The 14,252-nt window shown below is 67.1% G+C and carries 11 protein-coding genes; 10 read left to right on the top strand and 1 reads right to left on the bottom strand.

From position 1 onward, the window contains the following. Positions 1-232: 232 nt before the first annotated feature. Complete coding sequence (locus BRAS3809_RS33380; protein ID WP_008966427.1) at positions 233-1,507, bottom strand: serine hydrolase domain-containing protein; 1,275 nt, start codon at positions 1,505-1,507, stop codon at positions 233-235. 147 nt (positions 1,508-1,654) lie between these two features. Between BRAS3809_RS33380 and BRAS3809_RS33375 the strand changes: the two genes are divergently transcribed. The 10 genes from BRAS3809_RS33375 to BRAS3809_RS33330 all read left to right on the top strand — a co-directional run bounded on the left by BRAS3809_RS33375 (position 1,655) and on the right by BRAS3809_RS33330 (position 14,002). Then, a complete protein-coding gene (locus BRAS3809_RS33375; protein ID WP_008966426.1) occupies positions 1,655-2,575 on the top strand; it encodes a dioxygenase family protein in 921 nt (306 codons plus the stop codon). A 327-nt stretch (positions 2,576-2,902) separates the two neighbouring features. Next, positions 2,903-4,219 carry a CmpA/NrtA family ABC transporter substrate-binding protein gene (locus BRAS3809_RS33370; protein WP_008966425.1) on the top strand — a complete coding sequence of 439 codons (1,317 nt, stop codon included), beginning with the start codon at positions 2,903-2,905 and terminating at the stop codon, positions 4,217-4,219. A 65-nt stretch (positions 4,220-4,284) separates the two neighbouring features. After that, entirely contained in the window at positions 4,285-5,193 is a 909-nt protein-coding gene (gene ntrB, locus BRAS3809_RS33365) for a nitrate ABC transporter permease (RefSeq protein ID WP_008966424.1), read from the top strand. Positions 5,194-5,203: 10 nt separating this feature from the next. Beyond that, a complete protein-coding gene (locus BRAS3809_RS33360; protein ID WP_085963566.1) occupies positions 5,204-5,998 on the top strand; it encodes an ABC transporter ATP-binding protein in 795 nt (264 codons plus the stop codon). Positions 5,999-6,084: 86 nt separating this feature from the next. Continuing rightward, complete coding sequence (locus BRAS3809_RS33355; RefSeq protein ID WP_035660297.1) at positions 6,085-6,510, top strand: globin family protein; 426 nt, start codon at positions 6,085-6,087, stop codon at positions 6,508-6,510. A gap of 5 nt (positions 6,511-6,515) precedes the next feature. Continuing rightward, complete coding sequence (locus BRAS3809_RS33350; RefSeq protein ID WP_083839226.1) at positions 6,516-7,730, top strand: NAD(P)/FAD-dependent oxidoreductase; 1,215 nt, start codon at positions 6,516-6,518, stop codon at positions 7,728-7,730. A gap of 16 nt (positions 7,731-7,746) precedes the next feature. Further along, positions 7,747-10,440, top strand: a complete 2,694-nt coding sequence (locus BRAS3809_RS33345; protein ID WP_008966420.1) for a nitrate reductase — start codon at positions 7,747-7,749, stop codon at positions 10,438-10,440. 186 nt (positions 10,441-10,626) lie between these two features. Further along, entirely contained in the window at positions 10,627-11,466 is an 840-nt protein-coding gene (locus tag BRAS3809_RS33340; RefSeq protein WP_008966419.1) for an aldo/keto reductase, read from the top strand. Positions 11,467-11,662: 196 nt separating this feature from the next. After that, positions 11,663-12,616, top strand: a complete 954-nt coding sequence (locus BRAS3809_RS33335; protein WP_008966418.1) for a DMT family transporter — start codon at positions 11,663-11,665, stop codon at positions 12,614-12,616. A gap of 213 nt (positions 12,617-12,829) precedes the next feature. Next, a complete protein-coding gene (locus BRAS3809_RS33330; protein WP_008966417.1) occupies positions 12,830-14,002 on the top strand; it encodes a fumarylacetoacetate hydrolase family protein in 1,173 nt (390 codons plus the stop codon). Positions 14,003-14,252: the final 250 nt, after the last annotated feature.

Genomic DNA, 14,252 nt, shown 5'->3' with positions numbered 1-14,252 from the left:
CCCCTTGGGGTGCGTTTCTCAGCCGCTCGGCAGGATTGCCGGGGCGACCGGGCGCGGTGGGCCGCGGCCTTTATCAGCAGCGGAAGGTATCAGGCTGGAGCGGCCGCGTCCGCAGTGCTCCTGCCTGTGCCGCCGTTCACATCGTTGTCAGCATAGGAGAGCGGCGCGCGCGCGCCAAGCGCATTGCACGCCGATCCACGGTTCCCTGCGCGGCTGGCGGTCGCGGCCTTCGCTACAGATTGCTCTCGGCGATGGCCGCATAGACCATCGTGCGCAGCTCGCGCCGGATCGGATAGGCGCTCGACGGCAGCACCTGGGTCATGAAGATCGTGATCAGCTCCTCGGCCGGGTCGATCCAGAACGCGGTCGAGGCGGCGCCGCCCCAGGCATATTCGCCGGGGCTGCCGGCGATCAGCGTCTTGGCCGGATCCATCGTCACCGAGAAGCCCAGGCCGAAGCCGATGCCGTTGTAGGCGGCTTCCGCGAACATCGAGCGCGACAGCGCCGGCAGGTCGACGCCGCCCGGCAGATGGTTCGAGGTCATCAGCTTCAAGGTCTTCGGTCCGAGCAGCCGGACGCCGCCGAGCTCGCCGCCATTGATCAGCGCGCGGCAGAAGGTGAGATAATCGGCCGTCGTCGCGCACAGGCCGCCGCCGCCCGAGACGAAGTCGGGCGGGCTGAGGAAGGTGCTGGTGGCGGGATCGTCCTGCAGGGTCAGGCCGCCCTTGCGGTCGGCGGCGTGGAACGACATCATGCCGGCCGGATCGGCCGAGTAGCACGCCGCCAGCCGGTGCGCCTTGGCGGCGGGGACGTGGAAGCCGGTGTCGGCCATCCCGAGCGGATCGAAGATGCGCTCTTTCAGGAATTGCTCGAACGGCTTGTCGGCGATCTTGCCGACGAGATAGCCGACCACGTCGGTGGAGACCGAGTAGTTCCAGGCCTCGCCGGGCGAGAACTCCAGCGGAATCTTCGCGAGGTCGTCGATCATCGACTGCAGCGTGCCGGCCTTTTCGACCGCGCCGATCTTGGCGTCGCGATAGGCGGCATCGACGTTGGAGCGCTGCTGGAAGCCGTAGGTCAGGCCCGACGTATGGCGCAGGAGGTCGACGATCAGCATCGGTCGCGCCGGCGGCCGGCTGATGAAGGCCGGTGCGGTGCCCGCGACGAACACGCCGAGGTTCTTCCATTCCGGAATGTATTTCGCGACCGGCTCGTCGAGCGCGACCTTGCCTTCCTCGACCAGCATCATGAAGGCGACGGAGGTGATCGGCTTGGTCATCGAGTAGATGCGGTAGATGGTCTGGTCCGTCACCGGCACCTTGCGCTCGACGTCGGCATAGCCGAGCGAGCTCTGATGCACGACCTTGCCGCGGCGATAGACCAGGAGCTGGGTGCCGGGAAAGCGGCCGGCATCGACATAGCGCTGCTGCAGATGCGCGTCGATCCGGTCGAGCGCGGCTTTCGACATGCCGACGGTGTCGGGCGAGGCGGGGGTCGGGGCAAGCATCGGGACGTCTCCGCTGTGGTCTGGTTGTTGTGGGCGCCCGCAAACCTCAAGCGCACGGCCATTTGTGCGGGTGATAGCCGAAAATCGCCCCACTTCCAATGGCAGGGCAGGGATGCCTCGTGTAGCCTTTGCCCGGGAGGATTGGCCATGACACAATTCAACGAAGCCGAGCTCACGGACGCCGTCGTCGCCAGCTTCGAGAGCACGCCGGACGCACGCGCGAAATTCCTGCTGCAGGAGCTGGTCAGATCGCTGCACGATTATGTGCACCGGACCAACCTGACATTCGACGAATGGGCCACGGCCATCGACTTCCTCACCCGCACCGGGCAGACCTGTACCGCGAGCCGGCAGGAGTTCATCCTGTTGTCCGACGTGCTCGGCGTCTCGATGCTGGTCGACGCCATCAACCACCGCGACCGGGCCGGGGCGACCGAGACGACCGTGCTCGGGCCGTTCTATGTCGGCGAGCACAAGGTGACGCCGCACGGCACTGACATCTCCGCGGACCTGAAGGGCGAGAAGATGTTCGTGCAGGCGCGGGTGACGGACCTCGCGGGCGCACCGCTGGCGGGCGCCGCGGTCGACGTCTGGCACGCGGACGACGAGGGCTTCTATGATTCACAGCGGTCTGATTATGCCGCCGACCGGCCGTCGTCGCGGGCGCGCTTCATCACCGACGCCGATGGGCGCTTCTTCTTCCGCACCATCCTGCCCTGCAGCTATCCGATTCCCACCGACGGTCCGGTGGGACAGATGATCGTGAGCACCAAGCGGCATCCGATGCGGCCGGCGCATGTGCATTTCCTGGTCGACGCCGAGGGGCATGAGCCGCTGATTACGCATGTGTTCATCGGCGGCGACGCCTATCTCGACAGCGATGTCGTGTTCGGCGTGAAGAATGAGCTGATCGCCGAGGTGGAGCAGCGCACCGATCCGGTGATGCCGGACGGCAAGCTCGCAGCGTCCCCGTGGCATTTGATGAGCTACGAATTCCGCATGAAGCCGGGCGCGGGCGTGGCGCCCAAGCCGATGCTTTCCAAGGCCCCGGATCAGGCAGCGGAGTAGGGGGCAGGACACTCCGCCCACTTCTTGTGCAACGCACAGGAAGTGGGCGAATCGCAAATTTTGCGTGCGGCCGCAGGCCTGCGAAGCTCCCGGTCGATTTCGCTAGTTATTTGATAATTCAATACTTCCTCTCCCTGCGACGCTTGGCACGAAGCTTGAATAACGTGCTTCGACGCCATCGATGCCGTCTGCGCAAACCCTCATCCGACATCCGACGCTGCCCCTCCGAGGCTTTCCTCGGAACGCGCCCCTGTGCGCGACCGCGCGGCGTCCTTCGGACGGGTTTCAATCCACCGAAGCGCTTTTCAGACAAGGACGACTGCACTCATGACGAAGACCGCCGATCCTGCCCGCCGTACCGGCCTCAGCCGCCGTCAGCTCCTCAAGGCCGGTGCCGGCACCGCAGCCCTGCTCGCGGCCGCGAAGCTGAACCTGCCGGGCGGCGCCTTCGCGCAAGGTGCCGGGCCTGAAGTCGCCAGCGCCAAGCTCGGCTTCATCGCGCTCAGCGACGCCGGCCCGCTGTTCGTCGCCAAGGACAAGGGCATCTTCGCCAAATACGGCATGCCCGATGTCGACGTGCAGAAGCAGGCCTCATGGGGCACGACGCGCGACAATCTCGTGCTCGGCTCCGAAGGCAACGGCATCGACGGCGCGCATATCCTGACGCCGATGCCGTATCTGATCTCGTCGGGCAAGGTGACGCAGAACAACCAGCCGACGCCGATGTACATCCTGGCGCGGCTCAATCTCGATGCGCAGTGCATCTCGGTGGCCAAGGAATATGCCGATCTCAAGCTCGGCCTGGACACCGCGCCGTTCAAGGCGGCGCTGGAGAAGAAGAAGGCCTCCGGCAAGTCCGTGAAGGCGGCGATGACCTTCCCCGGCGGCACCCATGACCTGTGGATCCGCTACTGGCTCGCGGCCGGCGGCATTGATCCCGACAAGGACATCGAGACCATCGTGGTGCCGCCGCCGCAGATGGTGGCCAACATGAAGGTCGGCACCATGGACTGCTTCTGCGTCGGCGAGCCGTGGAATGCGCAACTCGTCAACCAGGGCATCGGCTACACCGCGGTGACCACCGGCGAGATCTGGAACAAGCATCCCGAAAAATCCTTCGCGATGCGCGCAGCCTTCGTCGACAAGTTTCCGAAGGCCGCGAAGGCGCTGACCATGGCGGTGATGGAAGCCCAGCAGTGGTGCGACAAGATGGAGAACAAGCAGGAGCTTGCGACCATCATGGCGAAGCGGCAGTGGATGAACTGCCCGGTCGAGGACGTCGCCGGCCGCACCGCGGGCAAGTTCGACTACGGCACCGGCAAGGTGGTCGAGAACTCGCCCCACATCATGAAGTACTGGCGCGACTTCGCCTCCTACCCGTTCCAGAGCCACGATCTTTGGTTCATCACCGAGGACATGCGCTGGGGCAAGTACGAGGCCGGGTTCGACGCCAAGGCGCTGATCGCCAAGGTCAACCGCGAGGACATCTGGCGCGAGGCGGCCAAGGAGATGAACGTCCCGGCCAGCGAAATCCCGACGTCGAAGTCGCGCGGCAAGGAGACGTTCTTCGACGGCAAGGTGTTCGATCCCGAGGATCCCGCCGCCTATCTGAAGTCGCTGTCGATCAAGCGCGTCGACGCCTGATCAGGACCTCATGCCGCGCGCGGACGGGCGCGCGGCTCCTCTCATTGCACGGAGAAAGGCTTCCGATGTCCATGCCAGCGTTGATCAACGATAACGCGCCCAAGGTCGTGCCGACGGCGTCCACGGCGGCGACAGCGTCCGTCGTGACGATGACGCCGAAGCAATCGCCGAAGGCGGAGCGCTATGTGAAGATGGCGCGCGAGGTCGCGGTGCGCGTGGTGCCGCCGCTGATCGTGCTCGCGCTCTTCATGCTGATCTGGGAGCTGCTGTGCCGCCGCTCCGGCTCGGCGCTGCCGCCGCCGTCGCGCGTGTTCGCCGACACCCGCGAGCTGATCTTCGATCCGTTCTTCGATCATGGCGGCATCGACAAGGGCCTGTTCTGGCATCTCGAGGCGAGCCTCCGCCGCGTCGCGATCGGCTACGCCATCGCCGCGGTCGTCGGCGTCGCGCTGGGCACCTTGATCGGCCAGTCGGTCTGGGCGATGCGCGGGCTCGATCCGATCTTCCAGGTGCTGCGCACGATCCCGCCGCTCGCCTGGCTGCCGCTGTCGCTCGCCGCATTCCGCGACGGTCAGCCCTCGGCAATCTTCGTCATCTTCATCACCTCGGTGTGGCCGATCATCATCAACACCGCGGTCGGCATCCGCAACATCCCGCAGGACTACCGCAACGTCGCCGCGGTCGTGCAGCTCAATCCGCTGGAGTTCTTCGCCAAGATCATGATCCCCGCGGCCGCGCCCTACATCTTCACCGGCCTGCGCATCGGCATCGGCCTGTCGTGGCTGGCCATCGTCGCAGCCGAAATGCTGATCGGCGGCGTCGGCATCGGCTTCTTCATCTGGGACGCGTGGAATTCCTCGCATATCAGCGAGATCATCCTGGCGCTGTTCTATGTCGGCATCATCGGCTTCGTGCTCGACCGCCTGATCGCGGTGGTCGGCAAGGTCGTCACCCGCGGCACCGCGACGAACTGAGAGGGACAGCATCATGGCCTATCTGAAGCTCGACCACGTCGACAAGGTCTTCACCCGCGGCACGGCGACGACCGAAGTTCTCAAGGACATCAACCTGACGATCGAGAAGGGCGAGTACGTCTCGATCATCGGCCATTCCGGCTGCGGCAAGTCGACGATGCTCAACATCGTCGCCGGCCTCACCCAGGCCACCACCGGCGGCGTGCTGCTGGAGGAGCGCGAGGTCAATTCGCCCGGACCGGACCGCGCCGTCGTGTTCCAGAACCACAGCCTGCTGCCCTGGCTCACGGTCTATGAGAACGTGCGCCTCGGCGTCGACAAGGTGTTCGCCAAGAGCAAGACCCGCGCCGAGCGCGATGCCTGGACGATGCACAATCTCAACCTCGTGCAGATGGCCCATGCCAAGGACAAGCGCCCGAACGAGATCTCCGGCGGCATGAAGCAGCGCGTCGGCATCGCCCGCGCGCTCGCCATGGAGCCGAAGGTGCTCTTGCTCGACGAGCCGTTCGGCGCGCTCGACGCGCTGACGCGGGCGCATCTGCAGGATTCGGTGATGGCGCTGCATCAGAAGCTCGGCAACACCATCCTGATGATCACCCACGATGTCGACGAGGCGGTGCTGCTGTCGGACCGCATCGTGATGATGACCAACGGCCCGAGCGCGCATATCGGCGAGGTGCTGGAGGTGGCGCTGCCGCGTCCGCGCAAGCGGCTCGAGCTCGCGACCAACCCGACCTACGTCAAGTGCCGCCAGCGCGTGCTCGAATTCCTCTACGAGCGGCACCGCTTCGTCGAGGCGGCCTGATGATTGCATGATCGAGGCGGAGCGCGGATCGAACCGCTCTCCGCCCCCGGCGACGAAGGGTTCTCGTTTCAGCAAAAGGATGTCCGATGACGCCGTCTCAGATCGCCTTGGTTCAGGAGAGTTTTGCCAAGGTCGCGCCGATCTCCGATCAGGCCGCGACGATCTTCTACGATCGACTGTTCGAGGTGGCGCCGCAGGTGCGCGCGATGTTTCCCGACGATCTCACCGAGCAGCGCAAGAAGCTGATGGCGACCCTGGCCGTCGTGGTGAACGGACTGACTGACCTGCCCGCGATCCTGCCGGCCGCGAGTGCGCTGGCCAAGCGCCATGTCGGCTACGGCGCAACGCCGGAGCACTATCCCGTGGTCGGCGCTGCGCTGCTGTGGACGCTCGAAAAAGGGCTTGGCGCGGCCTGGACGCCCGATGTCGCCGACGCCTGGACCGCCGCCTATGGCACGCTGTCCGGATTCATGATCGCGGAAGCCTATGGCAAGGCCCAGGCGGCGGAGTAGGCGCGTTGAGTGAGCCGCTCGTCATTGTCGGCAATGGCATGGCCGCTGCGAAGCTGGTCGAGGAGCTGTCGCAGACCGCGCTCGGCCGCTACGCCATCGCCGTGATCGGCCAGGAGCCGCGGCTGGCCTATAATCGTGTGCTGCTGTCGTCGGTGCTGGCCGGCGAGGCGGCCTCGCACGAGATCGAGCTCAAGCCCGCGGAGTGGTGGCGCGCGCGCGGCGTGACGTTGAAATATGGCGCACGCGTCACCGGCATCGATGTCGGCCGCCGTGAGCTGCAGATCGAGAACGACGAGAACATGGCGTTCTCGCGCCTCGTCCTCGCGACCGGTTCGCTGCCGCTGCGGCTGCCGGTGCCCGGCAGCGATCTGCCCGGCGTGCATACGTTCCGCGACAGCCGTGATACCGACGTGCTGCTCAGCCTCGCTGCGAAGAAGGCGCGCGTGGTGGTCGTCGGCGGCGGGCTGCTCGGGCTGGAGGCCGCCTACGGCCTGGCGCGCGCCGGCGCCACGGTGACGCTCCTGCATCTGATGGATCGGCTGATGGAACGGCAGCTCGATGCCCCGGCCGCGGCGCTCTTGAAGGCGCTCGTGGAGCGGAAGGGGATCGAGGTCCTGCTCAATGCCAATACCGCCGCCATCGGCGGCGAGTCCCGGGTCGAGCGTGTCGAGCTCGCCGATGGGCGCAGCCTGGCCGCGGATGCGGTGATTTTCGCCGCCGGCATCAAGCCCAACGTGGCGCTCGCCAAGGAGGCGGGGATTGCCGTCAATCGCGGCATCGTGGTCGATGATGTCCTGCAGACATCGGCGCCCGGCATCTTCGCGCTCGGCGAATGCGCCGAGCATCGCGGCACTTGCTATGGCCTGGTGGAGCCTGCCTATGAGCAGGCGCGCGCGCTGGCGCGGCATCTGGCGGGCCGCAAGGCGGCCTATGGCGGCAGCGTCGTGTCAACGAATTTGAAAGTCTCGGGTGTTGCGGTGTTTTCGGCCGGCGACTTCATGGGCGCTGACGGCAGCGAGGCGATCGTGCTGAACGACGCCAGGCGCGGCATCTACAAGAAGCTGGTCATCGCCGACGGCCGGCTCACCGGGGCCGTGCTGATCGGCGACACGCAGGATGCGCTCTGGTATCGCGACCTGATCCGCAAGCGCGAGCCGATTGCGTCGATCCGGACCGAGATGATGTTTGGCCGCGCGGGGATGCGGCCGAAGGCGGCGTGAGAGGGGGCCTCGCACGATGACGAGCGTTGATCCGAAGTTGCGTACGGTCCGAACCGCGTGTCCCTATTGTGGCGTCGGTTGCGGCGTGCTGGCTACGCCGGACGGCAGCGGCGGCGCGGCCATCTCGGGCGATCCCGTCCATCCGGCCAATCTCGGCCGGCTCTGCTCCAAGGGCTCGGCGCTCGGCGAGACGCTGGGGCTGGAGAGCCGGCTGCTCTATCCGATGGTCCGCTGCAAGCACGGCATGGAGCGGGTGGCCTGGAGCGACGCGCTCGACCACGTCGCGACCCGGCTGAAGCACATCGTCGCGCGCGACGGCGAGGACGCGGTCGCGTTCTATCTCTCCGGCCAGATGCTGACCGAGGACTATTACGTCGCCAACAAGCTGATGAAGGGCTTTCTCGGCTCGGCCAATGTCGACACCAATTCGCGGCTATGCATGGCGTCGTCGGTCGCCGGCCATCGCCGCGCGTTCGGCGCCGACACGGTGCCGGGCACCTACGAGGACCTCGACCAGGCCGATCTGCTGGTGTTCGTCGGCAGCAATGCCGCCTGGTGCCATCCGGTGCTGTACCAGCGCATGCTGGCGAACAAGCAGAATCGTGGCGCGAAGTTCGTCGTCGTCGATCCGCGCCGCACCGACACGTCCAGCGAAGCAGACCTGTTCCTGGGGCTGAAGCCCGGGACCGACGCCGCGCTGTTCTCCGGCCTGCTGGTGCATCTCGCCGACAGCGGCGCGCTCGATCGCGATTACATCGTCGAGTACACCTCGGGCTTCGACGAGACGCTGGCGCGCGCCCGCCACCTCGCCGGCAGTGCCGGCGCCACCGCGCTCGCCACCGGCCTGTCCGAGGCCGACGTCGCCGCCTTCTTCAAGCTGTTCCGCGACACGCCCAAGGTCGTCACCTTGTACTCGCAGGGCGTCAACCAGTCGGCGCAGGGCACCGACAAGGTCAACGCGATCATCAATTGCCATCTCGCCACCGCGCGCATCGGCAAGCCGGGCATGGGGCCGTTCTCGCTGACCGGGCAGCCGAATGCGATGGGCGGCCGCGAGGTCGGCGGGCTCGCCAATCAGCTCGCCGCGCATATGAGCTTCACGCCGCCGGACATCGATCGCGTCCGTCGCTTCTGGAAGGCGTCCGACATCGCCACCCATGAGGGGCTGAAGGCGGTGCAGATGTTCGAGGCGATCGCGCGCGGCCAGATCAAGGCGCTGTGGGTGATCGGCACCAATCCCGCGGTGTCGCTGCCGGACGCGGATCTCGTCCGCACGGCGCTGAAGAAGCTCGAGCTGTTCGTCATCTCCGAGAACGTGCGCTCCAACGACACCGTGGATGTCGGCGCGCATGTGCTGCTGCCGGCGCAGGCCTGGGGCGAGAAGTCGGGCACCGTCACCAATTCCGAGCGCCGCATCTCGCGCCAGCGCGCGTTCATGGCCCCGGCGGGCGAGGCCAAGCCGGACTGGTGGATCCTGAGCGAGGTCGGCAAGCGGCTCGGCCACGCCCCTGCGTTCAACTACACCTCCGCCGCGGACGTGTTCCGCGAGCATGCCGCGCTGTCGGCGTTCGAGAACGACGGCAGCCGCGATTTCGACATCGGCGGCCTCGCGACGCTGTCGGACGAGGAATACGACACGATGGCGCCGGTGCAGTGGCCGCTGCGCGCGGGCAAGCCGCCCGAGCCGCGCTTCTTCGCGAATGGCGCCTTCTACACCAACGACCGCAAGGCGCGCTTCGTCGCGCCGGAGGTGCCGGCGCTGCGCAGCGAGACCACCGCCGCGCGGCCTCTGCGCCTCAACACCGGCCGCATCCGCGACCAGTGGCACACGATGACGCGCACGGGCCTCAGCCCGCGGCTGTCGGCGCATCTGCCGGAGCCGTTCGTCGAGGTGCATCCGGACGACGCGCTGCGTTACGGCCTGATGCCGGACGGCTTCGCCAAGGTGACGACCGAGCACGGGCAGTGCATCCTGAAGGTGGTCGTCAGCGAGCGCCAGCAGCGCGGCATGCTGTTCGCGCCGATTCATTGGAACGCGAGCAACGCCTCTCATGGCCGCGTCGGCGCGCTGGTCGCCTCGCACACCGATCCGTTCTCCGGCCAGCCCGAGGCCAAGGCGACGCCGGCGGCGATCTCGCCTTACGAGTACGTCTTCCGCGGCTTCATCCTGTCGCGCACCGAGCTCACGCTACCGTCGAACTTATGGTGGGTGCGCGCCACCGTGCCGGGCGGCTTCGGCTATCTGTTCGCCGACAATGGCGACCTCCTGCGCTGGCCCGGCTGGTTCAAGGCGCGCGCCACCGACGATGTCGCCGACTACATGGATGTCGGCGGCGGCGTCTATCGCGCCGCGTCGTTCGATGGCGATCGCATCGCGACCGCAGTGTTCGTCGGCCCTGGCCATGACGCCGGCGACTGGAATGTCGTGAAGACGCTGTTCGCCGCCGACCGCCTCGACGACGAGCAGCGCCGCATGCTGCTGTCCGGCCGCGCGCCGGATGGCGTCGGCGGCGGTCCGATCGTCTGCGCCTGCTTCGGCGTCGGCCGCGACACCATCTGCGATACGATCGCCGCGGGCGCGCGCACGCCGGCCGCCATCGGTGCGGAGCTCAAGGCCGGTACCAATTGCGGCTCGTGCATCCCGGAGATGAAGCGCCTGATCGCGCAAGTGCCGGCGCAGGCAGAGGACGCGGTGAAGGTGGCGAGCTAGCTCGCCCAGCCCCGTCATTCCGGGGCGAGGCCGCAGGCCTCGAACCCGGAATCTGGAGATGGTGGAAACGAGCCGGTGCAAACCAATGTCGGGATTCCGGGTTCGACGCTGACGCGTCGCCCCGGAATGACGTTGCTGGGCGAGAGGCAATCGACGTTGTCATTCGCATCCTCTATGCTCCCGCGCATGAAGCACAAGACATTCGGAACCGGCGGCACTGGCGTGTCCGTCGTCGGGCAGGGCACCTGGTATCTCGACCACGCCGACCGCAAGCGCGCGATCGCGACGTTGCAGCGCGGGCTCGACCGCGGCATGACGCATATCGACACCGCCGAGATGTATGGCGACGCCGAGCTCGTCATCGCCGAGGCCATCGCCGGCCGGCGCGACGAGGTGTTCCTGGTCTCCAAGGTGCTGCCCAGCAACGCCTCGCGCAAGGGCACCATCACCGCCTGCGAACGGTCGCTGAAGCGGCTGAAGACGGACAGGCTCGACTGCTATCTCTTGCATTGGCCCGGCTCCTATCCGCTCGAGGACACGGTCGCCGCGTTCGAGGAGCTCAAGGCCGCCGGCAAGATCGCCGCCTGGGGCGTGAGCAATTTCGATGTCGACGATCTCGACGAACTGCTCGACGTCGCGGGAGAGGGCCGGATCGCCTGCAACCAGGTGCTCTATCATCTGCAGGAGCGCGCCATCGAGCACGCCGTCGTCCCATGGTGCGGCCAGCACGGCGTCGCCGTCGTCGCCTATTCGCCGTTCGGCCATGACGACTTTCCGGAGTCGCGCCGTCCCGGCGGCGAGGTGCTGCAGCGCATCGCCGGGCAGCACCAGGCGACGCCGCGCCAGATCGCGCTCGCCTTCCTGACGCGCGCGTCGTCGCTGCTCGCGATCCCCAAGGCCTCGCGGCCCGAGCATGCCGAGGAGAACGCCGCCGCTGGCGATATCGAGCTCACCGCGGCCGACATCGCCGCGATCGACCGCGCCTTCCCGCGCGGGCCGAAGCCGCGCGGCCTGCCGATGCTGTAGCGCAGCATCACGGAGTATTACGGATTTTTGCTACTCCGGCGCGACCAGCGCATAGATGCTGCCCGCTTTCAACGGGTTGTCGCGGCGGCGTGATTGGCGTTTTGTCGCCTCTCACCGAATCGTTCCGCCTCTCAACCTTTCGAGTTCGACCGTGACCCCGCCCCCGAGTGCGGCAGCCGCCGCGCGACTCGACGATTTGCCGACACAGGTGCCGCAGAAGCCGACCGCCGCGCGCAAGCGCGCCCCCGCGCGCGCCGACCGTCCGTTTCGCGGCATCGCGCTGATCCTGTTGTCGACCGTGTTCCTCGGCACCTCGGACGTCACCGCCAAATATCTCTCCAAGACGCTGCCCTCGATCGAGATCACCTGGATCCGCTTCGTGGTGTTCGCGCTGATCATGGTGCCGGCGATGATCCCGGGATCGCCGCTGTTTGCGATGCGCACCGAGCGGGTGAAGTTCCATCTGCTGCGCGGCGTCGCGCTGCTCGGCTCCTCGATCATGTTCATCTCCGGGCTGCGCTATCTGCCGATCGCGGAGGCCTCGGCCACGGGCTTCGTCGCGCCGCTGTTCGTCACGGCGCTCTCGATCGTCTTCCTCGGCGAGAAGGTCGGCCTGCGCCGCTGGATCGCCACCGCCGTCGGCCTGTTCGGCGTGCTGATCATCCTGCGGCCCGGCACCGGCGCCTTCCATCTCGCCGCATTGTTTCCGATCGCGTCAGCCTTCGCCTGGGCCTGCACCCTGATCATGACGCGCATGATGAGCGGCCGCGAGCATGCCATCACCATCATGACCTATTCGTCGATCGCCGGCGTCTGCGTGCTCACGGCGATGGTGCCCTTCGTCTGGACCACGCCATCCTGGCAGGACATCGGGTTCGGCGTGCTGGTCGGCGTCGCGTCGACCATGGGGCAGTGGATCGTCGTGCTGGCGTTCCGCTATGCCGATGCCTCGGTGCTGGCGCCGTTCTCCTACACTCAACTCTTGTGGGTCAGCATCCTCGGCTTCCTGGTGTTCGGCGAACTGCCGGATGTCTGGACCATCGTCGGCGCCGCCTTCATCGTCTCCAGCGGTCTCTACACCGCCCATCGCGAGCGCGTCCGCCGCTCGCAACTGCTGCAGGTCGCCGGCGAGAGCTCGCCGAATCCGTAGACGCCTCTCCGCACGGCCGTCATTCCGGGGCGGAGGCCGCGAGGCCTCGAACCCGGAATCTCGAGTTTGGTTCGCTCCCGCGTCTCATCTCGGGATTCCGGGTTCGAGGCCTCGCGGCTCCGTCCCGGAATGACGGCGCGTGTGGCTTGGAGTTGGCTCCCGCCGATGCTACCTGTGCTCTCCAGCAACAAGAACAATGGGGAGCACGCCGCGATGATCAATCTCACGCCCGAGACGGTTCTGCCCGACGACGGCACCAGCGGCACGCTGGTCGGCCGCGTCTGGCGCCCCGATGTCGACGGCCCGGCCGTGGTCGCCGTGCGTGACGACGGCGTGTTCGACGTCACCTCCGCTTTCCCCACCGTCACCGCGCTGTGCGAGCACGATGATCCCGCGGCGGCGCTGCGCGCGATGAAGGGCGAGCGCATCGGCGCTCTCGCCGACATCCTCGCCAACACGGCCCCCGATCGGCGCGATCCGGCCAAACCCTGGCTGCTGGCGCCGGTCGACCTCCAGGTCCTCAAGGCGGCCGGCGTCACCTTCGCGATCTCGATGCTGGAGCGCGTCATCGAGGAGCGCGCGCGCGGCAATCCGGCCTCGGCCGAGGCGATCCGGAAAGAAGTGGTGCGCCTGGTCGGCGACGATTTCTCCAAGCTCAAGCCGGGCTCGGACCAGGCCATGCACCTCAAGCAGGTGCTGATCGAGCAGAACGCCTGGAGCCAGTATCTTGAGGTTGGCATCGGCCCCGACGCCGAGGTCTTCACCAAGGCGCCGACGCTCTCCTCCGTCGGCACCGGCATGGATGCCGGGCTGCATCCGAAATCGACCTGGAACAATCCCGAGCCCGAGGTCGTCCTCGTGGTGTCGAGCCGCGGCGCCATCGTCGGCGCGACGCTCGGCAACGACGTCAACCTGCGCGACTTCGAGGGCCGCTCGGCGCTGCTGTTGTCCAAGGCCAAGGACAACAACGCCTCCTGCGCCATCGGCCCGCTGCTGCGCCTGTTCGACAAGACCTTCACGCTCGACGATGTGCGCAAGATGGACGTCGCGCTCAACGTCACCGGCAGCGACGGCTTCGTGCTCGACGGCCATTCCTCGATCAGCAAGATCAGCCGCGACCCGACCGACCTGGTCGCCCAGACCATCGGCGCCGTGCATCAATATCCCGACGGCTTCGCGCTGTTCCTCGGCACCATGTTCGCCCCCGTCAAGGACCGCGACGCGCCGGGGCAGGGCTTCACCCACAAGCGCGACGACATCGTCACCATCTCCGCCCCGCAACTCGGCCGCCTCGTCAACCGCATGCGCAACAGCGACGAATGCGAGCCCTGGACGTTCGGCGTGAGTGCGCTGATGCGCAGCCTGGCACGACGCAAGCTGATTTGAGGCACGGCGGCCTCCACAAACTCGCTGTCATTCCGGGGCGCGCGACAGCGCGAGCCCGGAATCAAGACGCCGCAGCGGGCGCGAGTGAGACGAGCCGGGCGGCGACCTTTTCTTCATATCGGGGGACGCTTTCACCCCTCACCCTGAGGAGCCCGCCCAAAGGCGGGCATCTCGAAGGGCGAGGCCCGCGCTGTGGCCTCATGGTTCGAGACGCGCCGCGCACGACGATCTTACAGTTAACGACCTGATG

It is taken from the genome of Bradyrhizobium sp. STM 3809 (genome assembly GCF_000239795.1).
Classification (GTDB): Bacteria; Pseudomonadota; Alphaproteobacteria; order Rhizobiales; family Xanthobacteraceae; genus Bradyrhizobium.
Note: the sequence above shows the minus strand (reverse complement) of the source record. Positions and strands in the feature narration are given on the sequence as shown.